This is a genomic window from Streptomonospora nanhaiensis (genome assembly GCF_013410565.1).
Classification (GTDB): domain Bacteria; phylum Actinomycetota; class Actinomycetes; order Streptosporangiales; family Streptosporangiaceae; genus Streptomonospora; species Streptomonospora nanhaiensis.
Genome location: NZ_JACCFO010000001.1, coordinates 3204317 through 3225064, shown reverse-complemented (window position 1 = coordinate 3225064; position 20748 = coordinate 3204317). Strand labels below are relative to the sequence as shown.

General features: G+C 76.0%; 16 protein-coding genes and 1 pseudogene. 7 read left to right on the top strand and 10 right to left on the bottom strand.

Annotated features, from left to right (window positions below):
- Positions 1-34: 34 nt before the first annotated feature.
- The 4 genes from HNR12_RS13930 to HNR12_RS13915 form a co-directional block, all read right to left on the bottom strand.
- A complete protein-coding gene (locus tag HNR12_RS13930; protein ID WP_179767883.1) occupies positions 35-2278 on the bottom strand; it encodes a transglutaminase family protein in 2244 nt (747 codons plus the stop codon).
- The gene (locus HNR12_RS13925; protein WP_179767882.1) at positions 2275-3729 is read right to left on the bottom strand and encodes a DUF58 domain-containing protein; all 1455 of its coding nucleotides are present in this window, start codon (positions 3727-3729) and stop codon (positions 2275-2277) included. The genes HNR12_RS13930 and HNR12_RS13925 overlap by 4 nt, the downstream gene beginning before the upstream one ends.
- On the bottom strand, positions 3729-4697 hold the full coding sequence (locus HNR12_RS13920; protein WP_246624504.1) for an AAA family ATPase: 969 nt from the start codon (positions 4695-4697) through the stop codon (positions 3729-3731). Before HNR12_RS13920 ends, HNR12_RS13925 begins: the two co-directional genes overlap by 1 nt.
- Before the next feature lie 222 nt (positions 4698-4919).
- Positions 4920-6794 carry a hypothetical protein gene (locus HNR12_RS13915; RefSeq protein WP_179767881.1) on the bottom strand — a complete coding sequence of 625 codons (1875 nt, stop codon included), beginning with the start codon at positions 6792-6794 and terminating at the stop codon, positions 4920-4922.
- 705 nt (positions 6795-7499) lie between these two features.
- Between HNR12_RS13915 and HNR12_RS13910 the strand changes: the two genes are divergently transcribed.
- Positions 7500-8330, top strand: coding sequence for an NAD(P)H-dependent oxidoreductase (locus HNR12_RS13910; RefSeq protein ID WP_179767880.1), 831 nt, complete (start codon positions 7500-7502; stop codon positions 8328-8330).
- 167 nt (positions 8331-8497) lie between these two features.
- Here the strand turns inward: HNR12_RS13910 and HNR12_RS13905 are convergent, their stop codons facing one another.
- From HNR12_RS13905 to HNR12_RS27850, 3 genes are all read right to left on the bottom strand, one after another.
- Entirely contained in the window at positions 8498-8905 is a 408-nt protein-coding gene (locus tag HNR12_RS13905; protein WP_179767879.1) for a hypothetical protein, read from the bottom strand.
- A 306-nt stretch (positions 8906-9211) separates the two neighbouring features.
- A complete protein-coding gene (locus HNR12_RS27855) occupies positions 9212-9706 on the bottom strand; it encodes a hypothetical protein (RefSeq protein ID WP_217782541.1) in 495 nt (164 codons plus the stop codon).
- 105 nt (positions 9707-9811) lie between these two features.
- The gene (locus HNR12_RS27850; RefSeq protein WP_217782540.1) at positions 9812-9988 is read right to left on the bottom strand and encodes a hypothetical protein; all 177 of its coding nucleotides are present in this window, start codon (positions 9986-9988) and stop codon (positions 9812-9814) included.
- Between the two features lie 330 nt (positions 9989-10318).
- Here HNR12_RS27850 and HNR12_RS13895 point away from each other — a divergent pair, with 330 nt between their 5' ends.
- Entirely contained in the window at positions 10319-10792 is a 474-nt protein-coding gene (locus HNR12_RS13895; protein ID WP_179767878.1) for a hypothetical protein, read from the top strand.
- Between the two features lie 42 nt (positions 10793-10834).
- Here HNR12_RS13895 and HNR12_RS13890 read toward each other — a convergent pair whose 3' ends face one another.
- On the bottom strand, positions 10835-11050 hold the full coding sequence (locus HNR12_RS13890; RefSeq protein ID WP_179767877.1) for an EF-hand domain-containing protein: 216 nt from the start codon (positions 11048-11050) through the stop codon (positions 10835-10837).
- 169 nt (positions 11051-11219) lie between these two features.
- Here HNR12_RS13890 and HNR12_RS13885 point away from each other — a divergent pair, with 169 nt between their 5' ends.
- On the top strand, positions 11220-11843 hold the full coding sequence (locus HNR12_RS13885) for a maleylpyruvate isomerase family mycothiol-dependent enzyme (protein WP_179767876.1): 624 nt from the start codon (positions 11220-11222) through the stop codon (positions 11841-11843).
- A 113-nt stretch (positions 11844-11956) separates the two neighbouring features.
- Here HNR12_RS13885 and HNR12_RS13880 read toward each other — a convergent pair whose 3' ends face one another.
- Positions 11957-14263: an AbfB domain-containing protein gene (locus tag HNR12_RS13880; RefSeq protein ID WP_179767875.1), complete on the bottom strand. Its 2307-nt coding sequence runs from the start codon at positions 14261-14263 to the stop codon at positions 11957-11959.
- A gap of 347 nt (positions 14264-14610) precedes the next feature.
- Here HNR12_RS13880 and HNR12_RS13875 point away from each other — a divergent pair, with 347 nt between their 5' ends.
- On the top strand, positions 14611-15633 hold the full coding sequence (locus HNR12_RS13875) for a substrate-binding domain-containing protein (protein WP_179767874.1): 1023 nt from the start codon (positions 14611-14613) through the stop codon (positions 15631-15633).
- 34 nt (positions 15634-15667) lie between these two features.
- On the opposite strand, the gene HNR12_RS13870 is transcribed toward HNR12_RS13875, so the two are convergent.
- Positions 15668-16906 carry a SpoIIE family protein phosphatase gene (locus tag HNR12_RS13870; RefSeq protein WP_218901937.1) on the bottom strand — a complete coding sequence of 413 codons (1239 nt, stop codon included), beginning with the start codon at positions 16904-16906 and terminating at the stop codon, positions 15668-15670.
- Positions 16907-17377: 471 nt separating this feature from the next.
- Here HNR12_RS13870 and HNR12_RS13865 point away from each other — a divergent pair, with 471 nt between their 5' ends.
- The 3 genes and pseudogenes from HNR12_RS13865 (at position 17378) to HNR12_RS13855 (ending at position 20748) form a co-directional block, all read left to right on the top strand.
- Positions 17378-18493 carry an FUSC family protein gene (locus HNR12_RS13865; protein ID WP_246425076.1) on the top strand — a complete coding sequence of 372 codons (1116 nt, stop codon included), beginning with the start codon at positions 17378-17380 and terminating at the stop codon, positions 18491-18493.
- Between the two features lie 145 nt (positions 18494-18638).
- Positions 18639-20207 (top strand): annotated as a pseudogene (locus tag HNR12_RS29760) (prolyl oligopeptidase family serine peptidase); the annotation flags it as partial.
- A gap of 85 nt (positions 20208-20292) precedes the next feature.
- Positions 20293-20748: a hypothetical protein gene (locus HNR12_RS13855; protein ID WP_179767872.1), complete on the top strand. Its 456-nt coding sequence runs from the start codon at positions 20293-20295 to the stop codon at positions 20746-20748.

Genomic DNA, 20748 nt, shown 5'->3' with positions numbered 1-20748 from the left:
ACTCCCGTCCCCGGGCGCGGCGTCCCCGCCGCGCTCACCGCCGCCTCCAGAACAGTGGACGCGGGTCCAGCCACCACAGCACCCGCCGCACGCGCGGCAGCCGCCGGCGCAGCGCGGCCGTGTAGGCGCGCACCTCCTCGGCCGCGCGCTCGGCCGAGTCCGCGTCCAGCCCGGCCGCGCGCTCCTCGGCCGGTACGAACGCCATCGCGTTCAGCGTGCGGCCCAGCGTCCAGTCGCGCCGGCCGCCGCCCTCGGGCGGCAGCAGGTGGTCGGAGCGGTCCAGCACGTCGGTCACGGTGTCGGAGGGGCGCGGCGGCGCGCCGGCCAGCCGCAGCCCGTCGCGCAGCTCCCACCACGCGCCCGCCAGCCGCCGCCGGGGGTCGCGCGCGCCCAGGCGCAGCCCGCGCCGCGCGCCCCGGACCGCCCCGCTGAGCAGCGCGGCCAGCACCAGCGCCGCCACGACCCCCGCCGAGGTGCGCCCGGCCATCGACCACGCGTAGCCGACGTCCAGCGGGGCGCCGCCCACCCGGAAGAACCCGCGGTCCTCCTCGGATTCGGTGCCCCCGGCCGCCTGGCCGGCGGTGCCGCCGCCCTCGCCGCCTTCGCCGCCCTGGTCCACGCCGTTGCGCTTGGGGTCGCCGGGCAGCACGTCGAACGGCGCCCACCCCACGCCCTCCAGGTAGACCTCGCCCCAGGCCAGCGCGTCGCCGGACCGGATGATCCGCTCGTCGCCGCCGTCGCCCGCCGGAGTGCCGGGGCCGAACCCCACCACCACCCGGCTCGGCAGGCCCGAGGCCCGCGCCAGCAGCGCGAACGCGCTGGCGAACTGCCCGGAGGTCCCGCCGCCGCCCTTCTCGCTGGGCGGCACCAGCAGCTCCTCCAGGTTGGCGTAGCCGTGCCCGCCGGGCGCCTCGGGGTCCACACCGTAGTTGGCGCGCAGGTGCGCGGCCAGCCAGTTGGCGCGCTCGTAGGGAGTGCCGTCGGCGAACGCGTCGGCGATGGCGTGGATCTCCGGCGGCGCGCCCTCGGGCAGCGCCAGGTAGTCGGCGAACGCCTCGCGGTCGGCCTCCTCGGCGGCCCGCAGGGTCTCCCGGTCGTACTCGGGCACCTGCCCCCGCACCCGGTAGGTCAGCCCGGCGGCGTCGCCCTGGCGGGTGCGCAGCGTCGCGGAGGCGGGCTGGACGGCCACCGGGGTGCCCGTGATCCGCTCGGGGATCCCGGCCGTGGGCAGCCAGTGCCCGGGCAGCTCCTCCACCTCGACCTCGATGGCGCGCTCGGGGCCGTCGGGAACCTCCTGCTCGGGGTCGGGCAGCACCTCCGAGGACGGGCGGTAGCGCCCCTCCGGCTGCCAGGTGACCCCGTCGAAGTGCGAGAGCGTGACCCAGCGCAGCTCGGTCGGCTCGGGCGAGGTGACGGTCATCAGCCGGTGCCCCGGCTCCTCGGTCCACCCGGCCAGGTAGCTCAGCGGGCTGACGGCCTGGGTCTCCTCCTCCGGCGGCGACACCGCCGCGCGCGGGTCGGCCGGGCGGATCGGGGTGCCGTAGAGCGCCAGCGGCCCCAGGTAGGTGGTCAGCGCGGCGACCAGGGCGAGCACGCCGCCCAGGCTGAGGGCGCGCGGCAGGGCGCGGCCGACGCGCCCGGCGCGGTCGGCCGCGGCGATGGGCACCACCGTGCCCGGGCCGACGTCGGCGGCCAGCTCCTCGGGCGAGGGGGTGCGGGCCGCCACGGCCAGCACGACCACCGCCGACAGCGCGAACAGCGCTGCGGGGAAGTAGGCCGGCGCGAGTTCGGGGCCGTTGAGCACGGCCGCGCCGGCCAGCGCCAGCAGCGGGCACAGCATCCCGGCGAGCGGGTAGCCCGCGCGCACGGCCAGCGCGGCGGCGGAGCCCGAGAGCCACACCGCCAGGGCGGGCAGCGCCAGCGTGTCCACCGCCATCTCGGTCGGCAGGGACGTGGTGAGGATGCGGGCGCCGGAGTTGACCACGGCGTCGAGCACCGCGCGCGCGAGGTCGCGTTCGGGCCCGGGGAAGAACCGGGCCAGGACCGCCACGCCGCTCAGCGCCACCACGAGCCCGGCCAGCAGGGTGGCCGGGGCGCCCAGCGTGCGGCGCAGCGCGGTGGTGAGCAGGACGGCCGCCGCCGCCCACCCCGCGAGCAGGCCGCCCACCAGCACCGGGTCGACGTAGGCGGGCGCGAGTGCCAGGCCGGGCGCGGCGCTCGCGGCGATGAGGGCGGCGTGGCCGGCGGTGCCGGCGACGCGGGCGGCGGCACGGCTCATGCCGACCACCGCTCGCTCTCCCAGCGCGTGGCCAGGTCGTGGGCGTCGGCGGCGTTGACGACGGTGACCCCGGGGATTGCGCCGAGGGGCTGGCCGAACCGGCGCAGCACGATCAGCACCAGGCGCGGGTAGACCTCGCGCAGGCGGGAGAACAGCCGGGCCTCGCCGCTGGTGATCGAGGCGCTGACCAGCACGAGGGTGTCGCCGAAGGGCCGGTTGCGCAGCCGCCACAGCTCCTCGGTGAAGTCGGCGTCGCGGTTGACGCGCGCCTCGGCGAGCAGGTCGAGCATGGGCGCCATGCGGCCGGTGCTCTCCAGGCTGCGCCCGCTGACCAGCCGCAGCTCGCACGCCCAGCGGCCGTTGACCGAGGCGGCCACCACAGCGGCCGCCGCGCCGGCGACCTCGTCCAGCGCCGCGAGCTCGTCGCCCGCGGCGCCGCCCCGGTCGTCGGCGACGACGCTCAGCCGGGTGTGGGAGGTGTCCAGATGCTCGCGCACCAGCAGCTTGTTGTGCCGCGCGGAGCTGCGCCAGTGGATGTGCCGGACGTCGTCGCCGGGCACGTAGTCGCGCAGGGAGTGGAAGCTGACGCTGCCCGCGCGCCCGCCGTCGAACACGCCCTGGGGGTCGTCGGTGCGGCCCACCGGCATGGAGGGCAGCGGCTCGAAGCGGGGGTGCACCCACACCCGCTCGGTGCGGCCGGAGGTGCGCCGGGTGGCGATGAGGCCGAGCGGGTCGCTGCGCCGCGACTCCAGCGGGCCGAGGTCCAGCACCCCGCGCCGCTCGGCGCGCAGCCGGTAGCCCACGGGGCCGGTCTCGCTGGAGCGGCGGGCGGGCAGCTCCACGGTGCGGGTACCGGTGGGGCCGGTGACCCGGTCGGTGAGCAGGTGGGCGCCCCGGCCGCGGCCGTCCTCGGTGGTGCCGAGCAGGACCTCGACCTCGTCGCCGGGCGAGACGCGGGGGGTGGCGACGCTGCGCCAGACGGTCATGGGGCGCAGCCGCCCCACCAGGACGACCGACAGCAGCACGACGGCGAACGGCACGGAGCCCAGCACCACCAGCTCGCGGTAGCCGAAGGCGACGCCGGCGCCCAGCAGCGCGGCGCCGCCGGCCAGGACGAACCACCCGCGCGGGGTCGGCCGGGCGGCGCCGCCCCGGCGGCCGTCCTCGCGCGTGCCCTCGGCGGGGTCGTCGGCCGCGGTGTCGGACGCGGCGGCGCGGGTGCCGGCGGCGGGAGTGGGGCGCTGCGCGGGACCGCTGACGGCGGGGCCGGGCAGGCCGGCGGCGGACGCGGAGCCGGTCGCGGCGCGCGGTTCGGGGGCGGACGGCGCGGGCTCCGGCGCCGGGGCGGAGGCCGGGGCCGGTCCGCCCTCGGGTGCCCAGGGCGACGCGCCGGACGCCGCCGGGGCCGCGCCGGCGGCGCCCGGGGAGTCCGGACGCGCGTCGCCGGCCATCACTCGCCGCCGAGCCGGACCGGCTGGGGGGTGGGCGCGCGGTCCACGATGTCGGCCAGCACCTCGCCGGGGGTGCGGCCGCTCACGGCCGACCCGGCGGCCAGCACGAGCCGGTGCGCCCACACCGGCACGGCCAGCGCCTTGACGTCCTCGGGGGTGGCGTAGTGGCGGCCCTCGCTGAGCACGTACATGCGCAGCGCGCGCATCAGCGCGGCGGTGGCGCGGGGCGACACCCCGACGTGGATCTCCTCGTGGTCGCGCGTGGTGTGGGCGATGCCGAGGGCGTAGGAGTAGATGGCGTCGTGGATGTGCACGCGCCGGGCGGCGGCCGACATCTCGGCGAGCTGCGCGGCGTCGACCACCGTCTTCAGGTCCTCGGTGTCGGTGAGGCGGTCGCCGCGCATGATGGCCAGCTCGGACTCGGTGTCGGGGTAGCCCATGGAGAGCCGGACCAGGAACCGGTCGAGCTGCGCCTCGGGCAGCCGGTAGGTGCCGTCCATCTCGACGGGGTTCTGCGTGGCCACGACGAGGAAGGGCCGCGGCACCGGGTGGCGGCGGCCGTCGACGGTGACCCGGCGCTCCTCCATGACCTCCAGGAGCGCCGACTGCGCCTTGGGCGAGGCGCGGTTGATCTCGTCGGCGATGACGACGTTGCTGAACACCGGGCCAGGGTGGAACTGGAACTCGCGGGTGTCCTGGTTGTAGACGGGCGCGCCGGTGACGTCGGAGGGCAGCAGGTCCGGGGTGAACTGGATGCGCTGCCACTCGCCGTCGGTGGCCGCGGCGATTGCGCGGGCCAGGGTGGTCTTGCCGACGCCGGGAACGTCCTCCAGCAGCACGTGGCCCTCGCTGAGCATGGCCACGAGCGCGAGGCGGACCATCTCCCGCTTGCCCAGCACCGCGGACTCGATCTCGGCGGAGAGGCGGGCGAAGCGCTCGGCGTGCTCGCCGGCCTCGGCCGCGGTCAGCGGTGCGGGGGCCGGGACCTCGGTCGCGGCGGGGGTGTCGGCGTCAGGGGCCGGGGCGGGGTCGGCGCCCGGGTCGACCTGCGGGTCCGGAGTGGTCACGGTCTCTTCTCTGGTGGGTCGGTGCGGGGCGGCGCACGGCGGCCGCCGGCGGGTGCCCGCCTCCGCGCCCGGGGCCGGGCGCGGAGGCGGTTCGGGACGCGATCGCCCGCGCGGTGCCGCCGGTCAGGCCGCGGGCGGCGGGGTGGTGCCGGTCTCGGGAGCCGGCTCGACGGGCTGCTCGGGGGCGGGCTCGACGGGCGGCGGGGGCTGCTCCTCCACAGGCGGCGGAGGCTGCTCCTCGACCGGCGGCGGGGGCTGCTCCTCAACGGGCGGCGGAGGCTGTTCGACCGGGGGCTCCTCGATCGGCGGCTCCTCCACGGGAGGCTCCTCGACAGGGGGTTCCTCCACCGGGGGCTCCTCCACGGGAGGCTCCTCTACCGGGGGCTCCTCCACGGGAGGCTCCTCCACCGGCGGCTCCTCCTCGTCGGGGAGTCCGGGCCAGCCCGGAGCGGGCTCCTCCTCCTCGTCGCCGTTGTCCTCGTCGTCATCGTCGTCGCCCCAGTTCGGGGGGTCGAGGATGCCGTCGTCGTCGTCCTCGTCGTCGTTGTTGCCGTTGCCGTTGCCGTTCCCGTGGTCGTCGTCGCCCCAGGGCGGGGAGTTGTCGTCGTCATCGTCGCCGTCGCCGTCCGGCAGCGGAAGCTGCGGGGCCCACTCGTCGGGAGTGGGGATCTGCGGCTCCTCGTTGGGCGGCCGGGAGTACTCGTCCTCCGGCCGGCCGCGCGGGGTGTCGTGGTCCTCGTCGTCCTCGTTGCGGCCGTTCTCCTGGTCGTCCTGGACCAGCGGGACGTCCTCCGGCAGGTCCTCCTGGTTGCTGGCGTCGGGCAGGTCGAGCCGCGGCGGCTCGTAGTCGCTGTCCGGTCCCTCGACGTAGGGGTCGGCCTCCTCCTCCTGCTCCTCGCGGCTGTCGCCGCCCTCGCCGTCGCCCTCGCCCTCGGGGTCGTACTTGTCGACCTTGCGCACCCGGCCGTCGGGGTCGACGACCAGCGCCGACTCCGACTCCGGGGCGTTGATGAACAGGTGGTCGTCGCGGACCTCCAGCTCCAGCGGGCTGTCGCCGGCGTCGGGAACGCGGATGGTGTTCTTCTGCGAGCCGTCGGGCCGGAAGCTGCGGACCAGGCCCTCCTCGGAGTAGGGCACGAAGAGGGCGTTGGCGAAGGGCAGCGCGGTCTCGGGCGTGGAGCCGTGGACCTCGAAGGACGACGCCTCGGGGCTGCCGTTGAGGTTGGCCAGCGCGACCAGCGACGAGGACTTCGGAACGGTGACCGTGGCGAGGTTGCCCACGGTGCGGGCGGGGACCTTGGCGCCCTTGAGGTCGATGGGGGAGTCCACCGTGGTGGTCGAGCCGCCGCCCACGACGCTCAGCTCGCCGGTGTCGCGGTTGACGGCCAGCGCGCCGGTGTCCAGCACGGTCATGACCAGGTCGGCGCCGGGGTCGCTGACGGCGATGCTGTCGATCACCTCGGGCTGCTCGCGCGCGGTGTCGATGGCGACCACCGTGCCCTGCGAGCGCGAGGCCACCCACAGCGTGCCGTCGCGGTCGAACTCGCCGCCGACCAGCGGGCCGACGAGTTGGAGGGGTTCGCCCACCGACTCCAGGGTCTCGGGGTCGACCCGGCGGACCTCGCCCTGGGCCTTGTCGATGATCACGGCGGTGTCGTTGCCGAGCACGAAGTGGTTGTCGCCCGCCGTGCCGACGTCGGTCTGGCCGGTGAAGTCCATGCGGGCGAGGTCGACCGAGGACAGCGCGCCGGTGTCGAGGTCGTGCACGACCAGGTACCGGTTGTTCTGGGCCAGGCGCACCGGGTGGTTCTCGGAGTCCTTGACCTCCTGGACGAGGTCGACCTGGCCGTTGTTGGCGTTCACGCGGATGAGTTCGCCCGTGACGCTGCTCCACAGCCACACGCTGCCGCTGGAGATGTCGTCCCAGTGGTTGTAGGCGCCGACGCCGAAGACGGCGGTGCCGACCAGCCCTGTGGCCAGGATCGTCACCGCGCCCACGGTCGTACCTTTGCCGAGGCGTCCGCGTTCCGTTCTGGACTGGTGCCGCAAGGTAACCGAACTCCTGTCGCTCCTGGGGGTGAAGAACGGCGGTTCAAGGCCCATGCGGCCCCGCCGCAGCCTGGGACGGCCGCGCCGGACCGGGAGGGCGTGGGCGCCGTGGTGGGGGGTGGCGGAACACCCGGGGCGGGAGGTGTCGCGGCGCCACGGCGGAGAATCGTCGGTTCGGCGGGAAATCCACGTACGGAGTTGCCGCAGCAGCGATAGTACCCGCCTGGGAACGCCGGTTAAAGGTGCGAATGCGGCCAACAATCACGGAACCAGCAGGGAAATCGGTGTTTCGGTGTCCTCTTCCGGTCGCGGGGGCCGCCGGTGCCGTCCATGCGGGGGTGGCGCCGTGCCGCCGCGGCGACGCCGCGCCACCGGTGCGGCGCGCCCCGTAGCCGATTCCGGGTGCGGGCCGCCATTCGGCGGTGCCTTTCCGGGCGACGGCGATTTCGTAAGACGCGCGCCGGTCCTTTCCGGTTGACTTTCCCGGCGCAAACGTCCGGCCGCGGTCAGGTGGCCGTGTCATGGTGATTCGGGTGCTCTGCGGTTTCCGGCGTCCGGTGTCCGGTTCCTTGGGGCGGAAAACCGCACGATTCCGGCGATCGCGGGCCGGTCGCCCCTCGTCAGGGCATTGACCGCTAAGGCACCATCGTGAGGATGAAGATCCTCTGGGTGTTCGCCCACCCCGAACGGCGCTCGCTGAACGGCTCCCTGATGGCGGCGGGGCTCGCGGAGCTGGCGGAGCGCGGGCACGACGTCCGCGTCTCCGACCTCTACGCCATGGGCTGGAAACCGGTGGTGGACGCGGCGGACTTCCCGGGGGCCGGCGGTTTGGAGCGGGACCGGCTGGTGGTGGGCGCCGCCCAGGAGCGCGGCCACCGCGAGCGGCGGCTGAGCCCCGACGTCCTGGCCGAGCAGGAGCGGATCGACTGGGCCGACGCCATCGTCCTGCACTTCCCCCTCTGGTGGTTCGGCCCGCCCGCGATCCTCAAGGGCTGGCTGGACCGTGTGCTGGTGCAGGGCTTCGCGTTCGGGCTCCGGGACGACCAGGGGCGCACCCGCCGCTACGGCGACGGCGGCCTGGTGGGCAAGCGCGCGCTCATCGTGACGTCGGTGGGGGCCCGGGAGGCGTCGTTCGGGCCGCGCGGGATCCACGGGCACGTGGACGAGGTGCTGTTCCCGCTGCTGCACGGCACGTTCTGGTACACCGGGGCGGCGGCGCTGCCGCCGTTCGTCGTCTACGGGGCGGACCGGGCCGACGCCGCGGCCGCCGACGCCGCGGCCAAGGGGCTGCGCGCCCGGCTCGCCGAGCTGCCCACCCAGCGGCCCATCGCCTACCGCTACGAGAACAGCGCCGACTACGACGCCGACCTGGTGCTGCGCCCCGACCTTGCGCCCGGCCGCACCGGCCTGGGCGTGCACCGATGGGACGGCCCCCACGCCTGTGCCGCCGCCCCGGGCACCGGTGCGGCGGCACAGGCGGATTAGCCGAGCCCCCCGCGGACGCGCGGGGGCTCCGCCGTCACCTGGCTGTCACGCGGCGCGCGGAGAACGGGGTGTACGGCGTACGGGGAGCACGCGCGGCCCGTTTCCGCGCGCCGCGCCCGGTCCCGGCGTCCGCCGCGGCCGGGCGGCCGCGGCGGACGCCGGGCGGCTCAGTTCCGGGTCTGCAGCAGCTGCCGGAAGAAGGTGCGGTAGCTGCGCATCGCCGTGCGCAGGGCCTCGGTGTCGGCCCCGCCCTGGCGCGACCACTGCGCCTCCAACGTGCGCTTGTGGTCGGCGAACTTCGCGGTGAGCGTCCTGAGCACCTCGTCGACGAGTTCGTCGGCGGTGTGCACGGCCGCGCGCGGGTCGTCCACGAAGTCGCCCTGGGCCTCGCGCCACCTGTCCTGGAACCGCTTCCGGTCCTCCTCGGTGAACAGGGTGAGGGACTCGGCCGCATCGGCGTGCGGCGCGGTGCTCCCGGCGCGGTCGGAGGCGGCGGGCGACGCCGCGCGGACCTCCGATGATGCGCCGTCGGCGGCGCGGTCGGCCGGACCGGGCGGACGCGCCCCTGCCGGCACTGCCGATGGTGGTGGCCCGGGTGGGCGGGGTGCGGGTGCCGGTCTCGGCGGCGTAGCGGTCCTCGGCGCGGTGCCGGGCGGCGTCGCCGCCGGGGGACACCGTGCCGTCGGCGCCGACCGCGTGGGCGTGGTCGCGCGCGCCGGCCACGGCGGTGTCGTCGGGCCGGTGCGCCGGGCCGCCGGGACCGCTCGGATCACTCGGACTGCTCGGACTGCTCATGGGAGGGGTCTCCCTTCGCTCGGGGCGGCGCGGGGACGCGCCGGAAGACGGGTGCGGCGCGCGCGAGGCGCGCCGCGCGGCGCCGGTCAGGGCGCGGCGGGGCCACCGCGGCGGTGGCGCTCGTCGGGGTCGGCCGGCGCGCCCGGACGGCGGGGGTGGGCGCCCTGCGCGGTGCCGGAGGCGGCGGCCACGCCCGGCCCCATCGGCTCGCCGGTGCGCGGGGCGGGCGGAGCGGTGCCGCGGTCGGCCGCCTCGGGGGCGGTGCCGTGTCCGGAGCGGCCGTGGGCCCTCCGGCCCGCCGCGTCGGCGGGGGCACCGCCCGTGGTGCCGTTGGCCAGCAGTTCGGTGAAGAGCGCCCGGTAGTGCACCATCGCGTGGCGCAGGTCCTCGGTGGACGCCTCGCCGGTGCCGGTGCGGCGGCTGATGGCGCGGGCCTCGCGGTAGCGGTCGAGGGTGCCGGCGTGCTCCACGGACAGCGCCGCGATGCGCCGGTCGTCGTCCTCGGTGGGGTAGCCGCGCTCGGTCATGAGGCGGGTGAGCAGGTCGTGGGCGTCGCGGACCGCCTCCGCCGGGGTGTCCACGAACTGCTCCTGGATGCGGGCCCAGCCGGTCTCGTAGTTCCGGCGGGAGGGCGCGGAGAGGGGTTTCAGATCGAGCCGGGCGTGCTGCTTCTCGCGCGCGGCCAGCTACCGTTCGGCGGCGGCGCGGCTGCCGTGCTCGCGGAGGGCCCGGTCGTACTCGGGGCCGAACCGCCGGCGCAGCCGCCTGCTGCGCTGCCGGGGCAGGACGAGCGCCACCACCGCCGCGACGGCGGCGACCAGCAGCACGATCGCGACGACCGCGATGATCAGGCCGGTGTTCATGTCTTCTTCGGCCTCCTCGTTCCCTGGTCGGGGCCCGCGCCGCGGGCCCCGTAAGGCTGTGTCCAGGCGCCTACCCGGCAACGGGTCCATAAACCATGGATCACGTTCTCGTCAAGGACCGGCAACGCGGAGCAGGGGCCGCGAACTGCGGTGACGCGGACGCGCGGCGCGGCGGGCTCCGGGCGGCGACACCGGCCCCGCCGCCGCCCGGCGCGGCCTGAAAAGGGGCATGCTGATGGCACGGCCCCGGTCGGCGGGAGTTCCGCGGCGGGGGCCGGGGCGGACAAGGCCGGACCGGGCACCGGGCCGGACAAGGGAGGGAGCACGCCGGTGGAGCGCCACCTCGGCTTCTGGGAGAGCGTCCGGCTGGGCGGGTACGTGTCGGTGCCCGCCTCGATGGTGCTCGTCCCCGCCGCCGTCGGATTCCAGACGTGGCTGATCCCGGCGGTGGCCTACCCGCTGATCCTGGCCGGGTGCGTGGTCGGCGGCTGGCTGGTGCCGCGCAGCCTCGCGGCCACCGACGCCGCGCTGGTTCTGGCGTGGCTGGCGGGCGTGGCCGCGGCGTTCGGGCTGATCGCGCTCGGCGGGTACCTGATCAGCGCGTTCGAGCCGCACTGCGTGTCGACCGAGCGGTGGGAGTGCTTCGACACCGTCGAGGAGCAGCGGGCGAGCAACCTGCGGGCGTCGCTGCTTCCGATCGCCGGGGGCGTGCTCCTGCTGGCGGTGCTGACGGTGGTGGGGGTCCGGCGCGGCGGCGACCTCTACGACGACTACTTCGGCCCCAGCGGGCGGTTCCGCCGCTGAGGGGGCGCGCCGCGCGCCGGGCCCCGGTGGCCGAGCGCCTGGTCAGGCGTTCTGGGCCATGTAGCGGGTGAACTCCGCCAGGGAGACCCGGCCGTCGCCGTCGGAGTCCAGCGCCGCGACCGCGGCGGCGGCCCGGTCGGCGTCGCGCTCCTGGCCCAGGCGGGCCAGGAGGTCGGCGAACTCGTCGGCGGAGATCAGGCCGTCGTCGTCGCTGTCGACAAGCGCGAACGTCTCGGCGTACTCGCTGGAGTCGGCCATGGTCGCCACCCTTCTGCCAGGTCTGCCCGGGGTCGTCGGTGCGCGGCTGGGGCGCCGCCCGGAAAGGCTACCGCCGCGCGGGAGCGGCGGGGGAGGCGGGAGCCGGCGCGGGCCGCCGGCGCGGGCCGCCGTCCGCGGGTTGTCGTACCCGGTGGGTAGGGTCGTACGTATGAACGAAACCTGGCCCCTGGTCCACGCCGAGCGCGCCGCCCTGGCCGCCGACCTCGGCGGTCTGAGCGACCCCGACTGGGCGGTGCCCTCGCTGTGCGCGGGGCTTTCGGTGCGCGAGGTCCTGGCCCACCTCACCGCCGGGGCCAGCCTGTCCATGGCGCGCTGGCTGGTGGGCGTGCTGCGCTGCCGGTTCGACTTCGACGCCATGGTCGCCATGCGGCTGAGGGAGCACCTGGGCTCCTCGCCGGCCGACACCCTCGACCGCTTCCAGCGGGTGGTCTCCAGTACCACCTCGCCGCTGCCGCCGATCGCCAACCTCGGCGAGGCCGTGGTCCACGGCGAGGACATCCGCCGCCCGCTGGGCCTGCGCCGCGACTACCCGCCGGAGGTCCTGACCCGCCTGGCCGCCTACTACCACGGCAGCGACTTCGTCGTGGAGGCCCGGTCCCGCGTCAAGGGGCTGCGGCTGGCGGCCACCGACACCGACTTCTCCGCCGGCGAGGGCCCTCTGGTCTCGGGGCCCACCGTCGCCCTCATCATGGCCATGACCGGCCGCGCCGCGTTCTGCGACGACCTCACCGGCGACGGCGCCGCCGAACTCCGCGCCCGCTGCCCCGCCTGACAACCCGCGGCCCGCCGCCCGCTCGCCGGACGGGTGCGAGCGGGCGGCGGAGCCGGGCGGCGCCGGCGGCGGGGCGAACCGCCGGCGCCGGTCCATTCAGCGGCGCACGGCCGTCACGGCGCCCACGGGTCGGCCACCGCCCAGCTCGCGTCCTCGGCGAACAGGTCGGCGGTGTCGTAGGACCGCGGCCCGCCCATACCCGCCAGCCACAGCTCGGAGCCGTAGTGCCGCAGGAAGTGGTCGGGGTAGTTGTAGGAGCGCAGCGACACCCCGGTGCCCGACAGCCCGGGCACCGCGCACCAGGTGGCGTCCTGGTCGAACAGCCGCGTCCCGTCGTCGGGGTCGCGCCGCACCCGGTCCTCGCGGTGGCGCAGGTACTCGCCGGGGTAGTTGCGCGACTCCAGCGAATAGCAGGCCTCATCGGCCAGGCCGGGCACGATCCGCCAGGTGGCGTCGGCCTTCAGCAGGTCGGACCCCGAGGCGTCCACCGCGGCGGTGTAGCCGAGCCCGTCGGCGTGGCGGATGTAGCGGTCGGTGTGCCCGGGGGTGGTCACCCGCAGCGAGCGCCACTCGCCGGCGGGCAGGTCCGCCGACCCGCTCACCGGCCGGCCCGCGATCAGGTCCTCGTGGGCGGCCCGCACCGCGCCGGGGTCCACCTTCAGCTCTCGGCGGTCGTAGGTGTAGAGCCCGTTCAGCTCGTTCTCCACGTCGGTGATCTCGGTGTAGATCGCGCCCGAGAGCCCGTTGGTGCGCTCCAGCCGCTGGAGGCCGGCGAGCATGCCGGTGTAGCGGTGGGTGAGCGAGGCGCTGTCGGACACCATCTCGTAGCCGAACCCGTCGCCGGGGCTCCACTCGTGGCCCTCCACCGCAAGGCCCAGGCCGCCGTACTCGCCCAGCACCGAGGCGCGGGCGTCCGTGGCGGGGGAGGGGTCGCCGGGGCCGGTGTAGATGTGGGAGTCGATCACGTCGCCGTTGCCGGTGTCGTGCCAGCCCGATGCGCCGGTGACCAGGCGCGAGGGGTCCATGGCCGCGACCTCCTCGGCGATGCGGGCGCCGTCGTACTGCCCCCAGCCCTCGTTGAACGGGATCCAGTGGGTGATGGCGGGGGAGCTGCGGTGCTGGTCGATCATCTCGCGCAGTTCGGCCTCGAACCGCTCGCGCCCGGCGGCGTCGGGGACCTCGGCCATGGAGGGCATGTCCTGCCACACCAGCACGCCCAGCCGGTCGGCCCAGTAGTACCAGCGGTCGGGCTCGACCTTCACGTGCTTGCGGATGGTGTTGTAGCCCAGGTCCTTGTGCGCCTGGATGTCGAAGCGCAGGGCCTCGTCGGTGGGCGCGGTCGCGATGCCGTCGGGCCAGTACCCCTGGTCGAGCGTGCCCATCTGGAAGACGTACTCGCCGTTGAGGACCGGGCGCACCACGCCGTCCACCTCGGCGGTGTCGATCGAGCGCATGCCGGCGTAGCTGTCGACGCGGTCGACCGTGCGGCCGCCGCGCTCCAGGGTGACCTCGACGTCGTAGAGGAAGGGGTCGCCGGGGGACCACAGGCGGGGGTCGGGGACCGGCACGGAGATCTCCGTGCCGGGGCGCCCGCGCGCGGTGCCCACGACGGTGTCGCCGTCGCGGACGGTCACCCGTGCGGTGGTGCCGCCGGCGCGCTCGGCGTGGACCACCGCGTCCAGCCGCTCGCCGGGGACGTCGGGGGTGAGGTCCACCCGGGTGACATGGGCGGGGGCCACCGGCTCCAGCCACACCGTCTGCCAGATGCCGGTGTAGGAGGTGTAGAAGATCCCGCCGGGCTCGTCGCGCTGCTTGCCGACCGGCTGGGAGCCGCCGTCGGTGGGGTCGTGCACGCCCACGACCACCTCGTTGCCGCCCTCGCGCAGGGCGTCGGTGACGTCGAGGGAGAACCGGTCGTATCCGCCGGTGTGGCCGCCCACCCGGGTGCCGTTGACCCAGACCTCGGCGCGCCAGTCCACGGCGTCGAAGTGGAGCAGCACGCGGCGGCCGTCCCAGGAGTCGGGGACGGTGAAGGTGCGGCGGTACCACATGCGGTCGGTGTCCTCGCCGACACCCGACAGCGCCGACTCCACGGGGTAGGGCACGAGGATCTCGCGGCCGAGGTCCTCGCCGAGCGGCGGGGCCTCGCCCTCGGCGGCGGGCGCCCACTGCCACACGCCGTTGAGGTTGCGCCAGTCGGGGCGCTCCAGTTGCGGGCGCGGGTACTCGGGCAGCGCGTTGTCGGGCGAGACGTCGTCGGTCCAGGGGGTGGTCAGCGGGGGTTCGAGGGGCCGCCACTCGGCAGCGGCGGCGGGCGGGGCGGGCAGCAGCAGGGCGGAGGTCAGGAGCGCGGCCAGGGCCGCGGCGGCGGGTGCGGCGGAGCGGGGGCGGGCGGGGGGATCGGAGGGGCTCAGGCGCATGGGGGCCTCCGGGAAACGGGGGAGCGGCCGGAGCGGGGGCGGGTCGTGTCCGCCCCCGCGTCCGGCCTCGTCGCGTCGTTTACAACGTGGAAAACCCGGGTTCACTCACGATGAGAGCACAGTCACCCCCCGCTGTCCAGAGGTCCGGCCGCACCGCCGCGCCCGCCCGGCGGCCCCCCGGATGGCGCGGAACGGGCGCTGCGGCGCCGAACTGCGGCCGCGGGTGGCGGCACGGGCCGGTGCTGTATAACGATGGAACTCCCAGCGGGGAGCGCGGGAATTGGCGGCGCGGCGCCCGCGCGGGCGGCGGGCCCGCGAAGCGGCCCCGCGAACGCGAAGGGGGCGGTGTGGTCGTCAGCCTGAAGGACGTCGCGGAGCGCGCCGGCGTCTCCGCCAAGACGGTGTCCAACGTCGTCAACGGCTACCGCCACGTCACGCCGGCCACGCGCCGGCGCGTGCAGCAGGCCATCGACGAGCTGGGCTACCGCCCCAACCTCACCGCCCGCCACCTGCGCGCCGGGCGCACCGGCATCATCGCCCTCGCCCTGCCCGAGCTGAACAACCCCTACTTCGCCGAGTTGGCCGAGGAGGTGATCGACTACGCGGCGGGCCTGGGCTGCACCGTGCTGCTGGACCCCACCCACGGGCGGCGCGACCAGGAGGTGCTGTTCGTCCGGGGCGTGCGCGCCGGCCTGATCGACGGCCTGATCCTGAGCCCCATCGAGCTGGAGAACGAGGACCTGGCCGAGCGCGGCTCCGAGGCGCCGCTGGTGCTGCTGGGCGAGCGGGAGTACGACGCGCCCTACGACCACATCGCCATCGACAACGTGGCCGCCGCCCGCACGGCGACGCGGCACCTGCTGGAGCTGGGCCGGCGGCGCATCGCTTTCCTCGGCGCCCGCCACGGCCGCACCCGCCAGCCCGCCCACCTGCGGCTGCGCGGGTGGCGCGAGGAGCTGGCGGCGGCGGGCGCGGCGGCCGGCGACGACCTGGTGGCGACCACCGACGGCTACACCCGCGCCGACGGCGCCCGGGCGATGGCCCGCCTGCTGGACTCCGGCGCCGCGCCCGACGCCGTGTTCTGCTACAACGACCTGGTCGCGATCGGCGCCATGCGCACCCTGGGCGAACGCGGCCTGCGGGTCCCCGAGGACGTCGCTGTGGTCGGGTTCGACGACATCGAGGACGGCCGCTACTGCGCGGCGGCCCTGACCACCATCGCCCCGCACAAGCGGGCGATCGCCCGCGCCGCCGTCGACGCCCTCCTCGCCCGCCTCGACCCCGCCCGCACCCCACCCCCCGATTCCTCGCGCCGCATCCGCCCCGGATTCGCCCTGGTCCCCCGAGAAAGCACCCTCGGCCGCCCTTGACCCCGCGGCGGCCGGGACCGCGTACGGCCACCGCTCACCCCTCCCCGGGGACCCGCAGGGCCAGCAGGACCACGTCGTCCTCGGGCTCGGGGACCATGCACTCCAGCAGGCTGTCGCAAAGGGCGCCCACCGGTTCGCGGGCGCGCAGGGCGAGTTGCTGGCGCAGGCGGACCATGCCCCGCGACAGCGACTCGCCGCGGCGTTCGACCAGGCCGTCGCTGTAGAGCAGCAGGGTGCGGCCGGGCCGCAGGGCCTCGGTGCGGTCGGTGCGGGGGAGCGGCACGCCGGTGCCCAGCAGGGGGTCGGGGGCGCCGCCGAGGTAGCGGGTGCGGCCGTCGGGGGCCAGCAGCAGGGGCGGCGGGTGGCCGGCGTTGCTCCAGGACCAGGTCCACGGGCCGCCGTCGGGGCCGTCGACGCGGCCGAACACGGCGGTGGCGGTGCGGGCCCGCAGGTAGTCCATGAGCGCGTCCAGCCGGCGGAGGATCCCGCTGGGCGGGTCCTGGTGGTCCCAGGCCAGGGCGCGCAGCATGTTCTGCAGCTTGGACATCTCGACGGCGGCGGCCCGGTCGTGGCCGCAGACGTCGCCCACGGCGAGCGCGGCGGCGCCGTCGGGCAGCACGAAGGCGTCGTACCAGTCGCCGCCCACCTCGGCCTCGTCCTGGGCGGGCAGGTAGTGGGCGGCCGTCTCCAGGCGGCCGAGGTCGGGGAGTTCGGGCAGCAGCGCCCGCTGGAGGTCGTGGGCGGCGCCGCGGACCGAGGCGTAGAGGCGGGCGTTGTCCAGGGCGATGGCGGCGCGGTGGGCGATGTCCTGGATCAGCTCCAGGTCCTCGGCGGTGACCGGGCGCTCGGGCGAGGTGCGCACCAGCCCCAGGACCCCCAGGACGCGGCGGCGCACGCGCAGCGGCACCAGGACCTCGGTGTGGGCGCCGAAGGCGTCGATGAGCTGGCGGTGCTCGCGGCCCAGCGGGCTGTCGGCGGCGGGGAACTCGGTGCTGACAAGGGGCCCCTCGCCGGCCAGGACGCGCTCGACGGCTCTGCCGGGCACCGGCCCGGGCGCGGGCAGCACCATGCCCGCGGTGTAGGGGGCGGGGCGCACGTCGGGGTCGCGGTGCACCAGCGCCACGCGGCGCAGTTCGTCGCCGATGAGGTCCACCACGCACCAGTCGGCGAGCACGGGCACCACCAGGCGGGCGAGGCGGCGCAGCACCACCTCGCCGTCCAGGCTGCTGCCCACGACCGTGCTCACCTCGGCCATGAGCCGAAGCCCGGCCACGGCCCGCTCCAACTCGGTGCCCTCCGCGCCCCCGGTGCCTCCGGCGCCCGAAGCGCCCCCGGCCCCTCCAGCGCCTCCGCCCGCGCCGCCCGTGCCCTCAGCCACTGGCTTCCACCACCCCCGCACCAGTGTCGGCCACGGGGCGCCGCCGAGCCACGACCGACAGGCGGTCGGCGCCGATGCGGCGGCGGGCGACATGTTCGCGGCGTTCCCGGTTATCCGGACGGGGCAGGAGCCGGCGGGACCGCGCCGCCCCAGGTCGCGCGGATCCGGTCGGGGCAACGGGAGAGCGGCACCAGAGCCAGGAGGCAGCGGGGTATGCGTCCATCGCGGTCGGCACGGTCAGCGCGTCGGTCACGGCGCCCATCGGAGCGGACGGGGCTGCGGCCGGCCCCCCTGGACTGGTGGTCGCGCACCCGGCAGTGGCTGCACCGCGCGCGATCCGACGGCCACGAGCGCAACGTCCTGCTGATGATCGCCAAGAGCACGCTGGCCGCCACCATCGCCTGGACGATCGCCTACTACGGCATGCGCGCCCAGGCGCCCGCGTTCGCCCCCTTCTCGGCGGTGCTGATGATGCAGGTGACGGTCTACCAGTCGGTGGCCCAGTCGCTGCGCTACCTCGGCGCGGTCTCGCTGGGCGTGGTGCTCCAGGGCGTCTTCGGGTTCCTGGCCGGGCCCGATGTGCTCACGTTCGCACTGGTCACCGTGGGGGCACTGGTCATCGGCCGGTGGCCCCGGCTCGGCTCGCAGGGCTCCCAGGTGGCCACGGCGGCGTTCTTCGCGTTCTCCATGTACATCACGGCCACCACCACGGTGGACCGGCTGGCCCAGCTCGGCCAGATCGTGCTGCTGGTGTGCGTGGGCTGCGGTGTCGGCGTGCCGGTGAACCTGCTCGTCCTGCCGCCCATGCGGTTCCGCAGCGCGGAGTACGGCGTGCGCGCGCTGGCCCACTCCATGTGCGACCTGATCTCCGACATGCACCCGCCGCTGCGCGAGGGCTCCCTGGACGAGGAGCGCACCGCCCAGTGGCGCCGCCGCGCCAACAACCTCGGCCGCCAGGTGGACCAGGCCCGCACCGCCGTTCGGACGGCCGAGGAGAGCGTCTACTACAACCCCCGCCGCCTGCTGCGCCGCAACCGCGGCCGCCTGACCTTCACCGGCTACGCCGAGGTGGTCGACGCCCTCGACCGCGTCAGCTACCAGCTGGCGTCGGTGGCCCGCACCCTCGACGAGTCGGCCGGCCGCACCCAGGCCGGCCCCGACCGCGACGCGTTCCTGGGCCACTACGCGGACTTCCTGGCCTCGGCCGCCGAGGTCACCCGCGACCTCAGCGAGGTCGCCGACGAGCGCCTGGCCGAGCAGACCGACGACCTCTGCGCCAAGGTGGCACAGGCCGAGGAGTACGCCCAGGGCCTGGCCGACCACGCCTCCCGGAACGCCCTGCCGCTCACCGACCGCTCCAGCCCCTACGCGACGCTGCTGGTCGAGGCCACCCGGCTGCAGGAGGAGTTCCAGTACACCTGCGACGTCCTGCGGCGCACGGTCGGCCGCGAGGAGGGCGACTCCGCGCCGCCGCCGTCCTGACCGGCGCCCGCCTCTCGCGGCGACGGCCGCCTCCACCCACCTCCGCCGCCGGGGCGCCGAAACCGCCCTTTAGGATCCCCGTGACGACAACGGAGTCGACACCCGGCCGCGGCGATCCGTGCGCGGCGGGGGAAAGAGGTGTGCCATGGAGGACACGGCGGGGGCGGCGCCGGGGGCGCCCCGCGAGCAGGGCAGCACGGCGGAGCTCCGGACCGCCGAGGCCGACCCGGACCGGAGCATCTACTGCTACCGGCCCGAGCCACCGGGCGAGGAGCCCGGCGCGTGGGCGGTCTACTCCTGGGACCGGGGCACCGGCGAGCACCGCCGGCTCACCGACCCCCGGCACAACGCGGCGGACGCCGTGATCTCGGCGGACGGCGAGACGGTGTACTGGTTCAAGCCGGCCTACCCCGGTGCCGAGGACGGGGCCTGGGTAGGCCAGCCCTTCGCCAGTGCCCCCGGCGACGAGGTCCCCGTCGCACCGGACCTGCCCCCCGGGCGCCAGCTCGGGGCGTCGTCCCGCACCGGCAGGTTCGCGTTCGCCCTGGGGTTCGACGGCGAACTGCCGCCCGGCGGGAAGCGCTTCGGGGTCTATGTGGCCGAACCCGACGGTGCCGTGCGCGAGATCGCCTCGGACGACTCCGCGCTCCTCAACGGCCCGGTGCTGTCGGCCGACGGCACGCTGGTGGCCTTCGTCAACGGCGCCATCGGCGGCGCCTGGGCCGACGTGCGCCGCACCGCCGACGGCTCCCCCGTGCGGCGGGTGGGCGACCGCGACGGCGTGTCCGTCGTGCCGGTCCAGTTCAGCCCGGACCCCCGATCCCACGAACTCCTGCTGTTCCGCGAGGGCCCCGACGACAACCTGCGGAGCCTGGTGGTGGCCGACGCCGACGACCCGACCGACGAGCGGCGGCTCTCCCGGGAGGCTGTCGTCGGGGAATTCGTCCAGCGCTGGACCTCGTGGTGGCTCCCCCAGGCGTCGTACGCGCCCGACGGGCGGACCGTGGTGGCGGTGTTCACCGACGGCTTCGACCAGCGCGTCTACCGCTTCGACACCACCCGGCCCGACGCGCGGCCCGACCTGGTGCCCACCCGGCCCGGCACGGTGCGGGACGTGGCCGCCCGCCCCGACGGCAGCGTCGAGTACCGGTCGCAGGACATGTTCAGCGCGGCGGAGTACCGCTCCACCGCCGGCGCGGCCTTCCCCTTCGCACCGGCCAAGCCGCCGCTGCTGGGGGCGGGCGACGCCCGTCATCAGCGCCTGTGGGTCGACGTGGCCGAGCCCGCAGGCGGCCGGCTCTCGGTCGTGGTGGTCACCCCGACCTCCCCGCCGCCCCCGGGCGGGTACCCCCTGCTGCTGGACGTGCACGGCGGGCCGGTCTCCAGCACCCCCAACGCCCCGCCCTCGGAGGTCTCCCAGATGGCGGTCAAGGCGGGGGCGGTGCTGGTGCTGCCCGACTACGCCGGTTCGGGCGGGTACGGCCGCGACTGGCGGACGAGCATCTACGGCAGGGCGGGCACCACCGAGGTGGACCACTTGGAGGCCGCCGTCGCCGCCGTCGTGGCCCGGGGTAAGGCCGACCCGCGGCTGGCGGTGAACACCAACCGCATGGCCGCCTACGGCTTCTCCTACGGCGGCTTCCTCAGCGCCCTCCTCATGACGCGGGGCTTTCCCGCCGCGGTCGCCAGCGCGCCCCTGCTCCACCCCGAGGGCAACCACGCCGACCCCGGCGCGGCGCTGTCCATGCGCGTCACCCACGAAACCCACTTCGGGGGGGCCGCCGGACGCCTCCCCCGAGGTGCGCGCGGCCTGGGAGCGCGCCTCGGCGCTGCGCAACATCGAGGGCATCACCGGCCGCCTGCACGTCGTCTGCTTCACCCTGGACTCCCGGTACGGCTACCCCCAGGCCGCGGCGTTCAAGAAGGAGGCGCTGCGGAAGGGCAAGGACAACATCTCCTCCACCGACTTCGCCGACGGCCACAACCCCGACCGGCGCCCGGCGGAGGTGGCGCGCGGGGTCCGCGAGGTCGAGACCAAGCGCCTGTTCACCTTCCTGGGCCTGGTCCGCCCGCGCGCCTACGTCGTGGCCGCCGGCGCGGGCGTACGCGACTTCCCCTGCGGCCTGCGGCCCGCGTTGAGGGAGGTCGCCACCGGGCGCGGCCCGCAGCAGTCCGCGCACCGCGACCCCGCGGCGGTGCCGCCCGTGTTGCGCCTCGGCGGGAACCGCACGGCGCGGCCCCGCCGTGCGCGGTAG

Coding starts and splice junctions, on each gene's coding strand:
- HNR12_RS13925 (WP_179767882.1), bottom strand. CDS start 3,729: ATGGCCGGCGACGCGCGTCCGGACTCCCCGGGCGCCGCCGGCGCGGCC.
- HNR12_RS13910 (WP_179767880.1), top strand. CDS start 7,500: ATGAAGATCCTCTGGGTGTTCGCCCACCCCGAACGGCGCTCGCTGAAC.
- HNR12_RS13865 (WP_246425076.1), top strand. CDS start 17,378: ATGATCGCCAAGAGCACGCTGGCCGCCACCATCGCCTGGACGATCGCC.
- HNR12_RS13885 (WP_179767876.1), top strand. CDS start 11,220: ATGAACGAAACCTGGCCCCTGGTCCACGCCGAGCGCGCCGCCCTGGCC.
- HNR12_RS13890 (WP_179767877.1), bottom strand. CDS start 11,050: ATGGCCGACTCCAGCGAGTACGCCGAGACGTTCGCGCTTGTCGACAGC.
- HNR12_RS13930 (WP_179767883.1), bottom strand. CDS start 2,278: ATGAGCCGTGCCGCCGCCCGCGTCGCCGGCACCGCCGGCCACGCCGCC.
- HNR12_RS13880 (WP_179767875.1), bottom strand. CDS start 14,263: ATGCGCCTGAGCCCCTCCGATCCCCCCGCCCGCCCCCGCTCCGCCGCA.
- HNR12_RS27850 (WP_217782540.1), bottom strand. CDS start 9,988: ATGAACACCGGCCTGATCATCGCGGTCGTCGCGATCGTGCTGCTGGTC.